15 protein-coding genes are annotated in these 17948 nt (G+C 50.8%); 7 read left to right on the plus strand and 8 right to left on the minus strand.

Translation table 11 applies throughout. The features are described from left to right. The first annotated feature begins 2 nt into the window (after positions 1–2). On the plus strand, positions 3–977 hold the full coding sequence (locus tag FH603_RS19220; RefSeq protein WP_186739323.1) for an N-acetylornithine carbamoyltransferase: 975 nt from the start codon (positions 3–5) through the stop codon (positions 975–977). A 21-nt stretch (positions 978–998) separates the two neighbouring features. Continuing rightward, positions 999–1781, plus strand: coding sequence for an acetylglutamate kinase (gene argB, locus FH603_RS19225; protein WP_186739324.1), 783 nt, complete (start codon positions 999–1001; stop codon positions 1779–1781). A 34-nt stretch (positions 1782–1815) separates the two neighbouring features. Here argB and FH603_RS19230 read toward each other — a convergent pair whose 3' ends face one another. Beyond that, positions 1816–2352, minus strand: coding sequence for a C40 family peptidase (locus FH603_RS19230; protein ID WP_186739325.1), 537 nt, complete (start codon positions 2350–2352; stop codon positions 1816–1818). Between the two features lie 477 nt (positions 2353–2829). Then, positions 2830–3264, minus strand: coding sequence for a cytochrome B (locus FH603_RS19235; RefSeq protein WP_186739326.1), 435 nt, complete (start codon positions 3262–3264; stop codon positions 2830–2832). Positions 3265–3355: 91 nt separating this feature from the next. Here FH603_RS19235 and FH603_RS19240 point away from each other — a divergent pair, with 91 nt between their 5' ends. From FH603_RS19240 to FH603_RS19250, 3 genes are all read left to right on the plus strand, one after another. Next, positions 3356–3658 carry a DUF4286 family protein gene (locus FH603_RS19240; protein WP_186739327.1) on the plus strand — a complete coding sequence of 101 codons (303 nt, stop codon included), beginning with the start codon at positions 3356–3358 and terminating at the stop codon, positions 3656–3658. Positions 3659–3959: 301 nt separating this feature from the next. Then, positions 3960–6326, plus strand: a complete 2367-nt coding sequence (locus FH603_RS19245; protein WP_186739328.1) for a glycosyltransferase family 4 protein — start codon at positions 3960–3962, stop codon at positions 6324–6326. 188 nt (positions 6327–6514) lie between these two features. Then, positions 6515–8008, plus strand: a complete 1494-nt coding sequence (locus FH603_RS19250; protein WP_186739329.1) for a glycoside hydrolase family 130 protein — start codon at positions 6515–6517, stop codon at positions 8006–8008. Between the two features lie 228 nt (positions 8009–8236). Here FH603_RS19250 and FH603_RS19255 read toward each other — a convergent pair whose 3' ends face one another. From FH603_RS19255 to FH603_RS19270, 4 genes are all read right to left on the minus strand, one after another. Continuing rightward, positions 8237–8380 (minus strand): hypothetical protein, encoded by a 144-nt coding sequence (locus FH603_RS19255; RefSeq protein WP_186739330.1) that lies wholly within the window; start codon positions 8378–8380, stop codon positions 8237–8239. A gap of 231 nt (positions 8381–8611) precedes the next feature. Then, positions 8612–9130 (minus strand): DUF1735 domain-containing protein, encoded by a 519-nt coding sequence (locus FH603_RS19260; protein ID WP_186739331.1) that lies wholly within the window; start codon positions 9128–9130, stop codon positions 8612–8614. A 24-nt stretch (positions 9131–9154) separates the two neighbouring features. Beyond that, positions 9155–10660, minus strand: coding sequence for a SusD/RagB family nutrient-binding outer membrane lipoprotein (locus tag FH603_RS19265; protein WP_186739332.1), 1506 nt, complete (start codon positions 10658–10660; stop codon positions 9155–9157). 20 nt (positions 10661–10680) lie between these two features. Continuing rightward, the gene (locus tag FH603_RS19270; protein WP_186739333.1) at positions 10681–13980 is read right to left on the minus strand and encodes a SusC/RagA family TonB-linked outer membrane protein; all 3300 of its coding nucleotides are present in this window, start codon (positions 13978–13980) and stop codon (positions 10681–10683) included. Between the two features lie 1087 nt (positions 13981–15067). Here FH603_RS19270 and FH603_RS19275 point away from each other — a divergent pair. Together FH603_RS19275 and FH603_RS19280 are read left to right on the plus strand one after the other, a co-directional pair. Next, the gene (locus tag FH603_RS19275; RefSeq protein ID WP_186739334.1) at positions 15068–15601 is read left to right on the plus strand and encodes a hypothetical protein; all 534 of its coding nucleotides are present in this window, start codon (positions 15068–15070) and stop codon (positions 15599–15601) included. Positions 15602–15628: 27 nt separating this feature from the next. After that, positions 15629–16051 carry a hypothetical protein gene (locus FH603_RS19280; protein ID WP_186739335.1) on the plus strand — a complete coding sequence of 141 codons (423 nt, stop codon included), beginning with the start codon at positions 15629–15631 and terminating at the stop codon, positions 16049–16051. Positions 16052–16171: 120 nt separating this feature from the next. Here FH603_RS19280 and meaB read toward each other — a convergent pair whose 3' ends face one another. Continuing rightward, positions 16172–17188: a methylmalonyl Co-A mutase-associated GTPase MeaB gene (gene meaB / locus FH603_RS19285; protein ID WP_186739336.1), complete on the minus strand. Its 1017-nt coding sequence runs from the start codon at positions 17186–17188 to the stop codon at positions 16172–16174. Between the two features lie 40 nt (positions 17189–17228). Next, entirely contained in the window at positions 17229–17906 is a 678-nt protein-coding gene (locus FH603_RS19290) for a 2-C-methyl-D-erythritol 4-phosphate cytidylyltransferase (RefSeq protein WP_262891235.1), read from the minus strand. Positions 17907–17948 lie beyond the last annotated feature (42 nt).

Below are 17948 nucleotides of genomic sequence, written 5' to 3' on the forward strand. Positions count from 1 at the left end.
ACATGAAAAATTTCCTTTCACTCGCCGACGTCACCGACCTCGACGCCCTGATTCAATCTGGCCGCGACGCTAAAGCCAGTCCCTTTGCCGACCAGCAACTGGGAAAAAATAAAACCATTGGACTGATCTTTTTCAACTCCAGCCTCCGTACCCGCCTGAGTACGCAGAAAGCAGCTCAAAACCTGGGCATGAACGTCATGATGATGAACGTTGGTCAGGATAGCTGGGGCCTGGAAATGGAAGAAGGGGTATTGATGAATGGCGACAAGGCCGAGCACATCCGCGAAGCAGCCGCCGTTATTGGCCGCTATTGCGATATCATCGGCATTCGCGCTTTCGCTGAGCTGAATGACCGCGAGAAAGACTACCGTGAACAGGTGATGAACCAGTTTGCCAAATATGCCCGTGTTCCCATCGTCAACCTCGAATCGGCGACACGCCACCCGCTTCAGTCACTGGCCGATTGTATCACCATCGAAGAAGCAAAAGCCACATCATCACTTATTCCAGCCCGCCCAAAGGTGGTGCTGACGTGGTTACCCCATTTCAAACCACTGCCGCAGGCGGTAGCCAACTCATTTTGCGAGTGGATGAACGCCCGCGCCAGGTCCGGCGATGTGGAGTTCGTTGTGACCCACCCCGAAGGCTACGAACTCGCCCCCGAATTTGTTGGTGATGCGCCGGTCATCTATAACCGGGCCGAGGCATTCGCGGGCGCAGATTTCATTTATGGTAAAAACTGGTCATCCTACGCCCAGTACGGGCAAGTGCTGACGCAGGACCCTTCCTGGGCGGTAACAATGGACGACATGAACCGGACCAATAGTGGTAAGTTCATGCATTGTCTGCCCGTTCGTCGTAACCTCAAGGTATCGGACGCCGTCCTCGACGGTCCCCAGTCACTGGTGATCGAGCAGGCTGCCAATCGTGAATGGTCTGCTCAGGCGGTGTTGAAAGAAATCCTGAAAACCTTATAATTGGAGCGCCTGGCCCAGAACATGAACAAGCTCACCCTTATCAAGATCGGTGGTAACGTCATTGACAACCCCGATGCGTTAAGCCGTTTTCTAACCGCTTTTGCGTCCGTACCCGGATCGAAGCTGCTCGTTCATGGCGGGGGGAAAATTGCTACACAGGTAGCCGAGAAGCTGGGTATAGAAACGACGATGATCGATGGTCGGCGCATTACCGATCAACCCATGCTCGATGTTGTTACGATGGTTTACGGGGGGCTCGTGAATAAACAGCTGGTAGCCCGGCTTCAGGCGCTGGATATCAACGCTATTGGTATGACCGGAGCGGATGCCGGAACGGTACTGGCCCACAAACGCCCTGTCAACGAAATCGACTACGGCCTGGTGGGAGATATCGATGAAGTCGATTCGGGACAGATCCAGTTTTTTCTGCGGCAGGGATTGACACCCGTTTTTGCGCCCATAACGTACGGAAAGGCAGGGGAGTTGTTCAATACCAACGCCGATACGATGGCCTCTGCTATTGCCGTCGATATGGTTCGGCACAATGAGGTGACGCTGGTTTACTGTTTTGAGAAGAGAGGGGTTCTGGCTGATCCGGCCGATGATGACAGTGTCATTGCAACGTTGACACCCGACCGTTATGCTGAACACAAAGCAGCTGGTACCATTAACAAAGGCATGATTCCGAAACTGGATAATGCATTCAACGCCATCCGGAATGGCGTTATGCGGGTCATCATTTGCCATGCCGATGACGTAGCGGCTGCCGTCCTTCACGGAGCAGGCACCACGCTGACGCTGTAGCAGCAAGCTTGTGAAGCTTTTCGGTTCGGGAAGGCTACTTTTCGGCCAGGAGGCTTACCACACGCCGAACCCCCATAAACCGGCGCTGGTAGTAGTCGGCGTGGAGATAGTCATAGCGGACACCCCCGCTCCAGGCCGAATGAATGAACTTGATGCGGTTACCCACAACTTCGGTAATCAGGCCAACGTGGCCAATTCGGGAGCTGCCGGAACTGTGGCCTTTGAACAAAATCAGATCGCCCGGTTGTGCATCATCCTTATCAACCGCTTCACCAACATGTCCCTGAGCGGCACTGGAATGGGGCAATGATATGCCAAACTTATTGAAGCAGAAACGGGTGAAGCCAGAGCAATCGAAACCGTGGGTAGTAGTGCCACCGGAGCGGTAGCGGATGGAGAGGTGTTTTCGGGCGTAATCGATGACGTTGCTAACGAGCGGAATTTGATCGTAAAAGCTTTCCTGAGGAGAAGTTACGGTGGGATTAACGTCTGTTACGGTGGGCTTTGTTTGGGCTTGAACGATGCCAAACGAGACAGCACAAAGCGCTGTCAGGAGCATTTTCTTCGTCATAGAAATGGGTCAAATCCAGGTTAGGTTTTATAAAAGTAAACAGGTGGGGCTCTTTTGCCAAATAAATGGGGAAAGTATTCTACATCGGTTGCGAAACATTTTCTGTGCCAACCCTGACAACCTACTGAGAACAAGCGACGTAAGGATGATATTCTGGCTCACATTAAATTTCCATAATATGGACGGTAACCTGTCCTGCCAGTGGTCCGTAAGGACCCTGGTAGTGGCTGGCTGCTTGCTGGCTTCAAGGTGAGTTGTGGATGAGATTCTGCCCGTGTCTGCCGAGGGGCCACCTCTGGCGGGGTTAGTAGGCTGAGGAGTTCTTGTATAATCATTGCCCGAGCAAGTAGCCACTACCAGGGTCCTTACGGACCACTGGCAGGGCATACAGCAAAAAAAACGGTCTTTGTTACGGAGCCAAACTAACGTTCGACTCCGTAACAAAGACCGTTTCAGGAACTTTCGATTATGACCAGATCAGAACCAGCCTGCTCCGGGAATACGGAATGGCCACGGAATCGACGCCAGAATCAGCAGCAGCCCGATGCCGTAGAAGATGCCCACCAGCCGTTGCTTTGTTACAGGGTCTGTAGCACGTTTTGAACGGGAGTAACCAATCGTGATCAGTATGATGGCGATAAGCATCCCGGTTGTGTGCTCAACCGTATAGAAGCGGTAAATCTTATCGCTCATCAGGGAGAAATTCACTTTTGGACTTATGAAATACAGGACAAGCCCAATAATGAGTTGTGTATGGACAGCAATCAGCGTGAAGAGATACAGTTTACGGTTACCGTCGGTATAACCGCTTCGGCCCTGCCATTTGCCGATGGATACGATGACAGCAACTACCAGCAAGATAAGGGCAATCCAGCGAAGTCCCGAGTGAGCGTGTACTAATCCGGAATACATACAATAGTGAGTTTTAGCGAACAAATTTGTTTATAGGGCAAAGAAACAACCAAATGGACAACTTACACCGACAATTGGTTGTTTGGCCACTATGATTCTCTACAATACCACCTACAGCGTTGCCCTGGAAACCGGTCCGGACTGGCTACGCTGGATGAAAACCTTTCAGCTACCGGCCATTATGGCAACAGGGCTACCCACTGGTCATAAAATCCGTCGGCTGCTGACGGAGCTTGACAACGGGGGCGTAACCTACTCGGTCCAGATCGACTTCGCTACGCTGGACGATTACGAAACGTACCAGCAAAACCACGCCAATGCCCTGCAACAGCGAATTCAACACCGCTTCGGTGGCCAGTTCGTTTTCTTTGACACGTTGCTCGAAGAAGTGTAGGAAGAGCGATGATTATATCTACGCCGATCGGTTAGTAATCTGCTTACAGTCCCCTAATTTATAGGTCGTCACAGTAAAGCCGTGTTGGTTGCCATTCGTGGGATGTCAATACATTGTATTGTTAAAGTAATGTTTTATGTAATAAAATTCGTTTTAAGTTTAACAATACCCTGTCCTGGTATTAAGAAGTATCGTTCAGCCAAACAAAAACAATATAATTTGGTTGATAATGGTATCACTAATAGGCAGATAACGAGTACAGAAAGGCTTGTTAGTGACGCTCATCACACTACTCTGCCTTATGAAAACACATGACAGCCGTAATGGAGTCGCTTCGGCGAACCGGTCAAATCAGCATGGATCGGATGCTACACACTGGACCCACAATCCCAAGAATGTAGCCTTTATTGGCGATTACCTGCCCCGACAGTGCGGGATCGCTACGTTCACGTCTGATCTGTATAAGTCGTATAACTCCTTTATTTCCCAGTCGAACGCTGTGGTCGTATCGGTCAACGATACGACTGACGGTTATGATTACCCAAGCGAAGTTCGATACGATTTTTACCAGCACGATCAGGAGGCTTACCGTAAAGCGGCTGAGTTTTTAAATTCGAAAGACACCGATGTCGTGTGCCTGCAGCATGAGTACGGTATTTACGGTGGCCCGGCAGGAAATTACATCCTGACACTGTTGCGAAACCTGACGATGCCTATCGTTACCACTTTCCATACAATTCTGAAGACACCAAACGAAGACCAGCTACTGGTGCTGAAAAGCATTGCCGATCTGTCGTCGCGGGTGGTCTGTATGTCGGAGAAAGGCCGGGATTTCCTGATCAATATCTACGAAATTCCCGATGACAAGATCGATGTGATTCCTCACGGTATTCCCGATATGCCCTTCGTGGACCCCCACTTCTTCAAAGATAAATTTGGCATGGAAGGCAAGCAGACGTTACTGACGTTTGGTTTGCTATCGCCCAATAAAGGGATCGAAAACGTTATCAGGGCACTGCCGCGTATCGTTGAGCAGTTTCCGAATGTGGTCTATATGGTGTTGGGTGCTACCCATCCGCATTTGCTGAAGCACGAGGGGGAAACATACCGCGATAGTCTGAAAAAACTGGCGGCCGATTGTGGTGTCCGGGACAATGTCCGTTTCTACAATCAGTTTGTCGAACTCGACGACCTGCTGGAGTATCTGGGTTCGGCCGATATCTATATAACGCCTTATATGAACCCGGCTCAAATTACGTCGGGTACGTTATCCTACGCCTTTGGCTGTGGCAAGGCGGTTGTCTCTACGCCCTACTGGCATGCAGAAGAATTGCTGGCCGATGGTAGGGGTGTACTGGTACCATTTGGCGATTCGGAAGCGGTTGCCGATCAGATCATAAACCTGCTTGTTGATGAACCCATGCGCCACGCCATGCGTAAACGAGCGTATCTGGTAGGTCGGGAAATGATTTGGGAACGTGTTATCCAGCAGTATGCCAATTCATTCGCGCAGGCTCGTCAGGAGCGGATGAGTACCATAAACAGCCAGTCGCCCTACGCCATGGGTGGCCACGGCAGCGCTGCATTCAAGTTGCCGACGCTTCGGCTCGACCACCTCTATCGCCTGACCGATTCGACGGGTATTATCCAGCATGCCCGGCACCACCTGCCGTTCTACGAGGAAGGATACTGTGCCGACGACAATGCACGGGCGTTGATCCTGGCCCTGACGCTTCAGGAAACGGGTTTGGGCGACCGGAAACTTGGCCAGGCCGCTGACAACTACTGTGCGTTTATAAACCATGCGTATACCGAAGAGCATCGGCGCTTTCGAAACTTCATGAGTTACGATCGACGGTGGCTCGAAGAATTCGGGTCGGATGACAGCACGGGCCGAACCATCTGGTCACTCGGTACCTGTATTGGTCGTTCTGGCGATCGCAACACCGTGATCTGGGCTATGGGCCTGTTTGAAAAGGTGCTTCCCAGCATTGTACACATGAATTCACCCCGCTCCTGGGCCTTCGCGTTGCTGGGTATCTATGAGTATCAGAAGAAATTCAACGACGACCGGCTGGCCAAGACCATTCAGCGGCAGTTGCTCGATAAACTGATGTACTGCTATACAGAAACCGCTACGGATGACTGGCCCTGGTTTGAAACTATACTGTCATACGACAACGCGGTAATGGCCCATGTGTTGATCCGGTCGGGCGATGAGCGTCTGGTGCAGATTGGGGTTACCTCGTTGCAGTGGCTGATTACCTTACAGACGGCTGAACGAGGTCATTTTCAGCCGATCGGGTCGAACGGATTTTACCGAAAAGGGCAGGCGCGTGCTTATTTCGATCAGCAGCCGCTGGAAGCGCAGAGTACGATATCGGCCTGCCTGGCGGCTCTGGAAGTGACAGGCGATAGTGAGTGGCATCGAATCGCCATCCGCATCTTTAAATGGTTTACCGGGCTTAACGATCTGGGTCTGCCTCTTTACGATCAGCAGACGGGCGGTTGCCGCGATGGTCTGCATATCGACCGGGTCAACCAGAACCAGGGTGCCGAATCGACGCTATCCTACCTGCTGGCGCTGGCCGAGTTATATAACACGCAAAAACAACGTGCCGGCACTAAATCGGTCAATGTAACGATCAACTCGCTGATAGAAGGATAAAATAATAAAGAGTTAAAGGGTCAATGAGTCAGGTAGTAGCTTACGCACCGATGCGTGTCAAGACACTACCTGACTTATTGACCCTTCAATTATTATCGGCTTTCCGATTGAATTGCTGACGTTTTATCTTGTTTTCGGTGTCATCATCGTTCTATTTTGTAGAACCAAAAACGCCGTATTTAAAACTAATGAGTATAAAAGCTACCCGGACCGGTATCGTTCTACGGCCCGATCCAACCCGCGTGCTGTTTCGCCCCTTTGAGTTTGGCAGCACTACACGTACACTCAAGATCATTGCCCGGGTTGGCGCTATGTCTGACGACGAAGCAAATCAAAAGCTCGATGAGGTAATTCGTGAATTTGGCGGTCGTCACCACAAACTCGAACGGTTTCTCCTACAGCGGTTCGAGCAGATAAAGCCAAATCTGCTCACCGACGAACCGTTGTCAACGGAGCGCAAACTGCTTATGGGGGCGTATTTCACTATGGAATATTCGCTCGAATCGGCCGCTTTGTTCAACCCGTCCATGATATGGCATCCCGATCAGACTAACGTACCGCCCGGTTATAAGCGATTCATTCTGAGCCTTCGGGCAACGGGTGAAGGACATATCTCGTCAATTTCGTTTCGGATGGGATATATCGATGAGGAGGGCAAGATCGTTCTTCGCAAACCGTCGCGTTATGTAACCTCGCCGGATATCGTCCAGAACCAGCGCTTCGACCGTGCCCAGTTCGAACGGAAGCTTTACGAATTGCGGCTCGAAAATAGTATCCAGGAAAAGATGATGGCGGGCCTGGGCGACGAGTTTAGCCTGACCGAACTCGACGCTCAGATCAAGCGCGTATCGGCGCAGTTTCGATACAATGCCGAGTACGAAACCATTGCCAGTGGTTTGCTGGCGCTGGCTAAGTCCAATTACGAGATCAACTTCGACGATGACCAGAGTCTGGATGAGCGGTGTATTTTTCCCACTTCGCCCAATGAAACGAATGGTATTGAAGATGCCCGCTTTGTGCAGTTTACCGACGAAAACGGCGAAGTGACCTATTACGCTACTTACACCGCTTACAACGGGAAAGTAACCTTTCCGCAACTCCTCGAAACGAAAGATTTTACCCACTTCCGTGTTAGCACGCTTAACGGAGCTGAAGTATCGAACAAGGGCATGGCGTTGTTTCCCCGTAAGATCAACGGGAAATACGTAATGATCTCACGGCAGGATGGGGAGAATATTTACCTGATGTACTCCGACGATCTGTACTTCTGGCAAACCAAAGAACTGATCCTGAAACCAACTTACCACTGGGAGTATGTTCAGCTGGGTAACTGCGGGTCGCCTATAGAAACCGAAGCGGGCTGGCTGGTGCTGAGTCATGGTGTTGGACCAATGAGAAAGTATGCTATTGGTGCTTTTCTGCTTGACCTGAACGATCCGAGTAAAGTAATTGGCCGTACTACAGAGCCTATTTTGAGTCCTGATGAAAATGAGCGGGAAGGCTATGTGCCAAATGTGGTTTACAGCTGCGGAGGTCTGATTAGTGGTGATGAGTTGATCATTCCCTACGCCATGGCTGATTACGCCAGCAGCTTTGCTACCGTTAATGTGCAGGAACTCCTGAATGAACTGACGGGTAAACAGAAGCAGGAAATTGTGCCGATCGAGCCGGTTGAGCAATAGAGACGGCTCTGTAAGCCGTTCGAACGACTTTCATAAACACAGAATGCCCGACGATCTGCCGGGCATTCTGTGCTTGGAAGTGTATATGGCGGGCCGGGCTATAATTTCTCTTTTACCACTTTAACATCTTTTTTTGCCTGATCCTTTATCAGCTTCACCTTTAATTATGGCTTGGCGATCGGCTTTCAGCGATTCTTCATTGCCCGCCATTTTATCGGCTTTGCGAGCTTATTTGTTCATCTTCATGTCGGCCTTATCAATAGTAACTTCGGTTTTAGCCGCCACGACGTCTGCTTTTTTCTTCATTTTACCATCCTGAACCTGGACATTAGCCATGCTGGCTATCAGAACGACAGCGACAATAGCAACCACTGCGTTTTTCCTATGTGTATGAGCAGTGTTATTTGGTAGTGTACCTGCTCTTGATTAGACGACTTTGTCTAAGCTGTGTTAAGCTGAAGCAATTAAATGAGCGTTACACTTACAATTTCCTTCTGAAAGTGAGGTAATTACGGTTGGGTAAAGCTTAGATCCCCTGCTATCCTCGCAAAAAAATACCCCTTCCGACTTGCTGGAAGGGGTATTTTCACTAAAAACCAGCAATTATTTTGCCAGCGTGACGGTCAGAATCTGCGTCTTGTTATTGGCGCTGATGATTGCATTGTTCGATGCGCTCTGAATAGTCAGTGGCAGTGCATAAGGACCACCCGTTGCCGGAACCTGAGTGCCTACAAACGTGACATTCACCGTCGCAATCCGCTGACCCGCCGTCACCGTCACCATTGGTGTCGTTAACTGATAGGCCGCTGCGGGCAGGATTTTATAAGGCGTTGCCCGACCCACGTTATAAGTCGTGAGGGCTGCCTGATCCACGCCAACGGTTACGTCGATGTTCTGCGTTGGCGGGTTGGGCGAGGCAATATTGATATCGACCGGCGCAACCACCGACGCGGCCGCTGCCGATACCGTTACTGCCTTGGCAATACTCCGGTTGGCTGTGTACGGAATCTCGGCTACGTAGCCCGCTCCGGCAAAGTTGACAAAGTGCTCGTCGTCGTTCAGGCATGAAGTCAACCCTAAGGCTAAACCGGCGGCCACAAAGAAATACGCTATTTTTTTCATGATTGATCGCTTGTTAGTAGGCCGTTACTTTGTCCAGAAAACCTTGCTGGTAAACTGGCTGATCGTGCCTTGTGTGCTGACGTTAGCCGCGTTGTTGCTGTATTCGGTCTGTGGATACAGTAACCGCACCGGAATCTGCCGGATGGTTGTGCTTGGGTCCAGTGAGATTGGAACACCACTTGGCAGGCCTAACCGACGGTAATCTGTCCAGGCTTCGAAAGGAGCCAGGCTATTTTCCGACGCCCACTTCTGTGTAATAATCGCTTCGATCTTATTGGTCGATGCATCGAAGTTCACGTTGTTCAAACCTGCCTGCGAGTAGTAGGTCGTAGCTTCAGCAGCAGTGCGGCCAACGTTAATGAACGACTCGGTGATGGCCGACTGGTAGTAGTCTTTGGCAGCACCTGTAATCCAGCCGCGCTGGGCAGCTTCAGCTTGCATAAACAGACTTTCGTGTGACGACAGAATTGGCGTATCCTGATTGACACCTTTCAAAATGCCGGGGCCGATGTCTGACACCTGACTGTTTACAAGCACATCTGTCGTTCCGAACAGCGTACCATTATAAGAGGTAGTCGTTCCCGGCACTGGCCGATAAAATCCCTGAAGACGCGTATCGTTGGTCGTCTTGTAGAAGTTGACGGCGTAGCCGTTGGCCTTGTACTGGTTGTTGGTCTGAGTAGCCGAACCATTCACCTGGTAAAAAGCACCGTAAATCGGGTTTTGCTTGTTCTGCGAATTCAGGTAACCTGGATTGACATTGGCGCTCTCGCCAGCACCCAGGAAGCCGTAGCCCGACGCCTTGATGGTAGCCAATTGGGTCTGGATGAACGAAGCACGGTCCGCTTTCTCAGATTGACGGAGCAGCATCCGCAGTTTCAGCGTGTTAGCGAACTTACGCCACAGAGCAATTTCTCCTTGGAACATGATGTCGTTCGTACCCGGATTTACTACGGTCAACCCCTGGTCGGCCTGTTTGTCGGCCTGATCGAACAGGTCAAGGGCGGTGTTAATCTGCACGAACAGGTCGTCATAGATAGCCTGCCCATTGTCGTACTTCGGCAGAATACCGTTCAGACCTTTCAGTGCATCCGTATAGGGAACATTGCCATAGGTATCCACCAGTATATGGAAGTGAAGCGCTTTCATGATCTTACCCATCGCCTGGAGCTGGAGCTGGCCCAGGGCTGCACCCTGAGTATCCATGTAATCGTAATTCTTCAGGTTCGTATACGCGTTGTTCCACACCCCGTTGTTAAAACTATTGGTGAACTGGTAGTTCTTATCCGAGGTGCTGATCGAATAGTTACCGCTCCAGTTCCAGTAGCCCATCCACAGGTTCAGGAAATAAAAATTAGTGGTCAGATAGGCACCCGTACTGGCCAGGGCGGCCGGCATCACCAGATCCGGCGTTGTGCCCGTTACCTGGTTAGGGTTGTCATTGATGTCGAGGTATTCCTTGCTACAGCCCGACAGGATAGTCAAACTGATGGTTAAGGCCCCGATGATGGTTAGTTTAATACGATTCATTGTGTGTTGTCGACTAAAGATTAAAAACCAACGCTTACTCGGAAACCATAGAAACGCGTAGGGGGCGTCTGATATTCTGTGGTCGTACCAACGGCGTTACTATTGTCATTGGCATTTGTACCACCCGAGAATTCAGGGTCAGTAAACACGTTTGTTTTTGGCCGCAGCATAACCAGGTTACGACCCGTTACGGCGATGTTCACCGATTTAACAAACTTGGTACCGGCCAGAATTGTGGATGGGATCGTGTAGCCCAGCACCACTTCACGCAGCTTCCAGAAGGCAGCGCTCGTTACGTAGCTGTAGCCCGCGTTATGATAACCCGAGTTTGTCCAGAATACCAGGTTGCCATCTTTCGTGGTTACGTTGGTATTGGCCGCAAACGTGCCATCCGCATTTTTGATGACCGATTCCGGAAATACGAAATTCTGCCGACCTGCATAGGTAGACCGAATACCTGCACCCGTGAACTCCAGCGCGTTACCCAGTGCGTTATAGATTACGTTGCCACCCCGGTATTCGATAACAGCCGACAGGTTGAAGCCTTTGTATTTAAACGTGTTGGTCAGACCAAAGCGATATTTAGGCTGTGTAGTACCTGCATAACGGAGATTTGGGTCCAGAATGGGGTAACCCGTTGCCGGATCGATAACCGGACGACCGGCAAACTGCCCGGTGGCATCGTAATTAGGTGCGCTCGCATCGGTCGTCTGAACACGCTGGATATCGGAAACGTACAGAGCCGGATAGGCAATGCCTTTAGCTGCGAACACATCCGAAGCACCTGGCGACACGGTTGGCCGGTAAGGGTCTGTGCCGTATGGAATGTTGATACGGGCAAGATCCTGATACAGGTCCGTTACTTTACTCTCCAGGTAGGTGAAGTTCGTATTGATATCCCATGTAAAACCGCCCAGGTTGAAAATAGGCCGTGTTGTACGCAGATCCAACTCGATACCCCGGTTAACCATCGAACCCGTATTGATCAGGCCCGAGGTGTAACCCGTAGCCCGCGAAATGTCGATGGGTACCGTTTGGTTCGTGGTGGTCGTGTTGTAATAAACGGCTTCCAGGTTGACCCGGTCAAACAGGCCCATTTCTACGCCAACCTCACGGCTAACGGTGAATTCAGGCTTTAGGTTTGGATCGTTCTGCCGGTTGTTCAACTCGAAACCAGCCTGGCTGCCATACGGGAAACCAGTGCCACCCGTGGTGACATTCGTGCCTGGGTTAAACACGTTCTGTAACTGATAGGGCGCTACGTTCACCTGACCCACGCGTGACAGACCACCGCGTATTTTGAGGAAGGAAAGAACCGAGCTGTTTTTCAGCGATGGAACGGCATCCGTCAACACCAACGAAGCATCTACGCTTGGGTAGAAGAATGAACGGTTAGCCGGAGCCAGCAGCGAGGTCCAGTCATTGCGGCCTGTTGCGTGAACAAACAGAAAGTTCTTGTAGCCCAGTGTGAAATCACCGAAGGCACCCAACAGGCGGCTGCGGGTGTTATACTCGCTAACGGTTGGTTCGCCCAGCCGGTTGGCAATGTTATACAGGCCCGGCACTACCAGCGCACCCGCGTAGGTATAGGTCGACCGTGAATACTCCTGGCGTGTTTGCTGACCCAGAATCAGTTTGGTTGTGAAGTTGCCAAACGTGGGGTTGATTGTTACCAGCAGGTCACCCGTGAACCGGGTACGTGTTGCTGTGGCATCCAGTACGGTTGCATTGGCCCGGCCTACTGAAGAAGCAATGTTACCGGCTTCCCAAGGATCGCCCAGTGCATAGTCCGAAAACTGCACATCGGCAATGTGCGATTTCAACTGGGAGTTGAATACCTGACCACCAATGCGGTACAGTACGTTCAGCCATTTGTTGAACTGATACGAAACGTCGGTAGAACCCTGCAACGTGTAGGTGTTGCTGATCTTGCGCGAGTTATCGCCAGAGATCTGCCAGTAAGGGTTTGGGTAATACGCGTTGTAGTAGCCGTTTACATCCCCCTGAGGTGAGGTAATATCATTCAGCGGATAGCTGTTGATGGGCGCGTGGGCAGGCTGGTTTAGCACGTTCCAGTACACGGGGCGGTTCTGGTTGAAATCCCCGTTTTCTGTATTCGCCTGCTGATAGGCAAACTGTATGCCACCGTTGGCTGCAAACTTGTCGACCGCCCGGCCGCCTTTCAGGCTGATACTTGTCCGTTGGTACTTATCATTCGGCACCACACCCTTCTGATCGACCCGTTGCAGCCCCAGCCCGAAGTAGTTCTGGTTGTCGCCAATCCGGTACGACACGTCGTTCTGGGTAGTAACGCCGGTGTTGAAGAACGCTTTGCGGGGGTCTTTGCCCGGCGAAGCATACGGTACTCTCAGCGTGTCGATACTAACCGACCCATCCGGGTTCCGAATCTGCACACCATAACCTAGCGGCTGTGTCGATCCGTCGTAGATAGGACCGAAGCTCTGGTTCTCATAAGGCACATATAAACGCGAGTAGTTACGGTCGTAGAACGGAGCCGCTTCACCCCCGTTTGAACCAAACTGCGTTTGTAGCCCCGGCATGTAGGAGATACTTTCAAATTGAGTGTTGTTGCTGTAAGATATCTGTGGTTTGTTGTTTTGGGTTCCCCGCTTGGTAGTTACCACCAGTACACCGTTCGACGCGTCGGAGCCATACAAAGCAGCGGCACTTGGTCCCTTCAGAATTGTCGTGTTGTCGATGTCGTTGGGGTTGATGGACGGCAGAAAGCTGATGTCCGAGATAACACCATCCACAACGAGGAGGGCCTGGTTATTACCTAAAAATGACCGGTTGCCGCGAAGTGTAAGACGAGGGCTTGACCCTACGCCATTGTTAGTCAGGTTAACCTGTAATCCGGATACTTTACCAGTCAGACCATTGGCAATATTGACCGGGGCGGCCTGCGTGATCTGGGCATTGTTGATTTTAGCAACCGAGGTGCCAATCTCGCGTTCCGTACGCTGGATACCGAAGCCCGTTACTACGACTTCGTTGAGTGTTGATGCGTCGGCGGCCAGTACTATGTTGATGGCAGTGCGATTGCCAACAGCGACATCCTGCGACTTAAAACCCACAAACGAAAACGTCAGCGTGGTTCCTGAGCCTGCGTTGATCCGATACGCACCATTGACATCCGTCGTGGTGCCACGGGTTGTTCCTTTTACTACGACACTTACTCCCGGCAGCGCAGAACCATCGTCCGATGATGTCACGCGCCCTGTTACAGAGGCATCCTGCGCCAGTAATGGCAGGCAGAACAACAACGATAACAGCCAAGTCCCAATTAGAACTTTTCTCATAAAAGTTGATGGAAAACTGGTTAAACTAAAATTATAGAAATTCTCTGCAAAACAGACTTTTCTGCAAAAATCAGGACAATACATGTTGATAAAGCAGAAATTCTTAGTTAAACAGAATGCAAATTAAACATTATACCGAATAATTATCTGTATAACCAATGGCTAGAAAAATGGTTTGATATTGTAATTTTAGGTTATTATACTCACTTGAAGGTGGGGAACTACTCAGCGCTTGGAGGAAGGATTAATTCTATAATTTGCTTGAAACACACTATGCCACTATATAATATTGATATAGTCGAAAATGCCTTTAGTAAATATCGTAACTACGTATGTTGAAAAAAGTTGAATAAATAGTTTACTGAATTGTTCGGAGGAACAGGTGGTTGTAGGCTTTCCGGGGTAAGAATATAGACGTGCTACAGGGGAAAGCCTAGTTACCGTCAACACGGCAGTCTTACCGTAGTCGTCAATTCAGGTTGTTGCTCAATTAGTCAACGTAGCAAATTTCTTAATTCATATCTGACTGGATCCCATCTGGCGGGCACCCCCGATTAGTTCGTTTGGAAAGTATACTCTCCTAGGTCGCCTGTTGATAACGCTGGTCACGCCATTTTAAACGGGGCCGTTGGCCGGTATTGATTTAAGTCTGAAACCATAAAAAAAGCGGGCCGATAATATCAGCCCGCTTTCGGCATTACGCTTTATCCAACTATTAAAATCGTTTATATGTATTCCGCACCAACCAGGCTGCGGGCGTTTGATCATATGCTTTATACAACGTCAAAGGTGTGTGGAAGGAATTGTGTTAGTCAAAGTAGCTTGTGTAGTCTACCATAACCAGTTACTATGCTGATGTAAAAGACAAAGTACAGTTAAAACAGGGTTCGGGTGAAGGCAGACTCTACTTAAGTATATTATCCGGTAGGTAAATCAATTTTTCGGTAGATTTTTACTCACTCACTGTAGTAGTATATAAACGTATAGCTTAATGATGTATACCTGCGTAGCAAGGACCTATGGCTACGGAGATACAAACTTTTTGAAAGAAAAGAAGTTAATCTATGTAATTAACCGACTCAAAGCCATGAAAGACGAGAAAGATATAGAACGTGACGATGCCCAGATAATCGGCCGTACAGAAGGGCCAATGGGCTCCGATGATACCGACGTAGATCGGGCGGTACAGGATAACAAAAATCGTCCTGAGGTCGAGGAGTCGGCCAATGGTCTCGACAGTGTCCAAATCCGAAGTGGTCAGGATGGTCGTAACATTCGGGGTATCGGCGGTATGGATATGGATAGCAAGAATGGTGTCTTACGTATGGGTGATATGGACGACACGACCATGGACGTAACAGAGGAAGGAATCAGTAACGCCGGTAGTGACAAGACGCTGACAAAAACAGCCATGATTGATGTAAACGGAACGTCAGACACGGTGGAAACGCACGAGTACTCATCGGTGACCAGTGTGGAGGTGCCAAATGCTCAGATGGCACCAGAGGAGGAAGACGACAACGCCGATGAAGAGGAAACAAGCACCGATGAGGAGCAAACGGAGCGCGAAGAAGATGTAGCCGAGACGGGTACAGACCTGAACAATCAGCCTTCGTACTAATAAAACTACCCTTAAACGAACAACGTTATGAGCTTAAGCAGCAAATCCCGCAAAGAAAGCACAGAGTCCAACGCGGCTCAGCAAATGCATAGCACGATGGGAATTCACCCCGATTTGGCCCAATTGAACGACAAAAACCTGGATAATGACTTGCCTTCGCGTGTAGCCGATAGCCGCGACGTAGACGTGCCGGGTACTGTTGCCGATAACGAACGGCTGGTGGCTGAAACAGGTGACGATACGTCTTCGGCGCAACAGTCCACTTTACCGATCGATGCAGAAGATGCCTCAACTGATGAGGATAATCCTATGATCGCTTATCAGCAACCCGATAATTCCACCGCAGAAGGCACTAAAGTAGCCGATGCCGATTGGAACCGGAGCACGAGTGAGGGAGAAATACCAGTAACCCGTGTCAATGAGCCAGACAGGACGTTAGGCAATTCATAAACTGGAATACGGTAACAGAAGGGGCGGATCTAGGCAGATTCGTCCCTTTTTTATGGATACAGGTCAGGCAGATAAATACTTACCCTGATGAAAGGCGTCGATAGTCTTCTGAATGCTAATTTATCTGCTGCCTGACGACGACGGCTGGAATAGCATTTTCACGGCCTGACCGGGCAGTAAAGTGCCCGCTTGCACCTGGGCTTCCATAAGGGCAAGCTGGTCCTGCATACCGGGTCGATCATAAAACTGACTGTCCAGCTGTTGGCGAAGCAGGGCGCGAAACCAGGTCAGCTGCTGTGCCTGACGCCGTTGGTTGCGCTGGCCGTTTTGGGTCGTCAATTGCTGGTGCTCCTGAATTGTTTGCCAAATCGTGGCTATACCTGCGCCGGTCAAAGCCGACCCAGTAAGTACGGGAGGGAACCAGCCAGTGCCAGTAGGTGGAAACAGGTGAAGCGCATTCTGGTATTCCATACGGGCACGATTGGCCGGGGCTATATTGTCGCCGTCAGCCTTGGTGATCACCAGCGCATCGGCCAGTTCCATGATTCCCCGCTTCATCCCTTGTAATTCGTCACCGGCGCCGGCCAGCATCAGTAGCAGAAAAAAATCGACCATGCCGTGTACCACTGTCTCGGACTGACCAACACCTACCGTTTCGACCAGGATCACGTCGAAGCTGGCGGCTTCGCAAAGGAGCATCGTTTCGCGGGTACGGTGGCCAACGCCCCCCAGTGAGTCACCAGCCGGTGAGGGACGAATGTAGGCATTGGGGTTCATAGATAGTGTTTCCATCCGGGTCTTGTCGCCCAGCAGGCTACCACCCGACCGTTGGCTGGTCGGGTCTACGGCAAGTACGGCCAGGTGGTGGCCCAACTGGGTCAGGTAGGTGCCAAAGGCTTCGATGAACGTGCTTTTTCCCACGCCTGGTACTCCTGTGATCCCGATACGAACAGAAGAGGCAGCCGGCCTCGGGCCAGCCTCACCTGACCGGGATAGTACCCCTTCCATCACCAGCTGTGCCAGCGCCTGATCGTCGGGTCGGCGGCTTTCAACGAGCGTAATGGCGCGGCTAAGCAGCAGCCGGTCACCGGCCAGAATGCCGTTGATGTAGTGGTCGGGGGGGAGTCGGTGACGCATAGAGTCGTTGGGCTACTGAATGACAACTGCCTGGCGTAAATTACCAGCCCCGCAAATCTTCGGGTGTCGTGATCTTAATATTCTCGTAAGAACCGTCGATAAGAGTTACCGGAAAGCCAGCGAACTCCAGAACACTGGCGCAATCGGTGAAGGACAACTGCTCTTCGACCTGAAAGGCCTGCCTGAATCGACTTAATTCAAAAGTCTGGGGTGTTTGAACGAGACGTAGCGAACGACGGTCCAGCGCGCTACTACTGCCATCTGCACTGACCTGACGGACCGAATCTTTTACTGGTACACACGTTACCGCCGAGCCGGTCCGCGCTGCTGTAGCATAACTTTCCTGGATAATGCCCGGCGAAACAAAAGGCCGGACTCCATCATGTACGGCTACTAGTCCCGTGGGGCTATGGATGGCGTGCAATCCGTTTCGTACCGACTGGAAGCGGGTGACCCCACCATTGATTAGCTGGATCGATGCACCGCTGCGCTCCGGATAGAAATTGTGCTGCTGGCAAAGAGTGGCCCAGGTCTGCTGATCGCGGGCGGGCAGGACCAGAATAATATGCGGGGTAGGGGAGACGCTTAGAAACCGCTCCAGCGTGTGCTGGAGAATTGGTTTACCGTTGAGCAGTAAAAATTGCTTTGGCACGTCCGACTGCATCCGGCTGCCGCTTCCGCCAGCAACGATAATCGCAAAGAGTTGGTCAGTTGACAAATTGGTGGTCGGTAAGGTAAGCCGTCGGTCATAAAAAAAGGG

The organism is Spirosoma utsteinense (genome assembly GCF_014282275.1).
GTDB lineage: Bacteria > Bacteroidota > Bacteroidia > Cytophagales > Spirosomataceae > Spirosoma > Spirosoma utsteinense.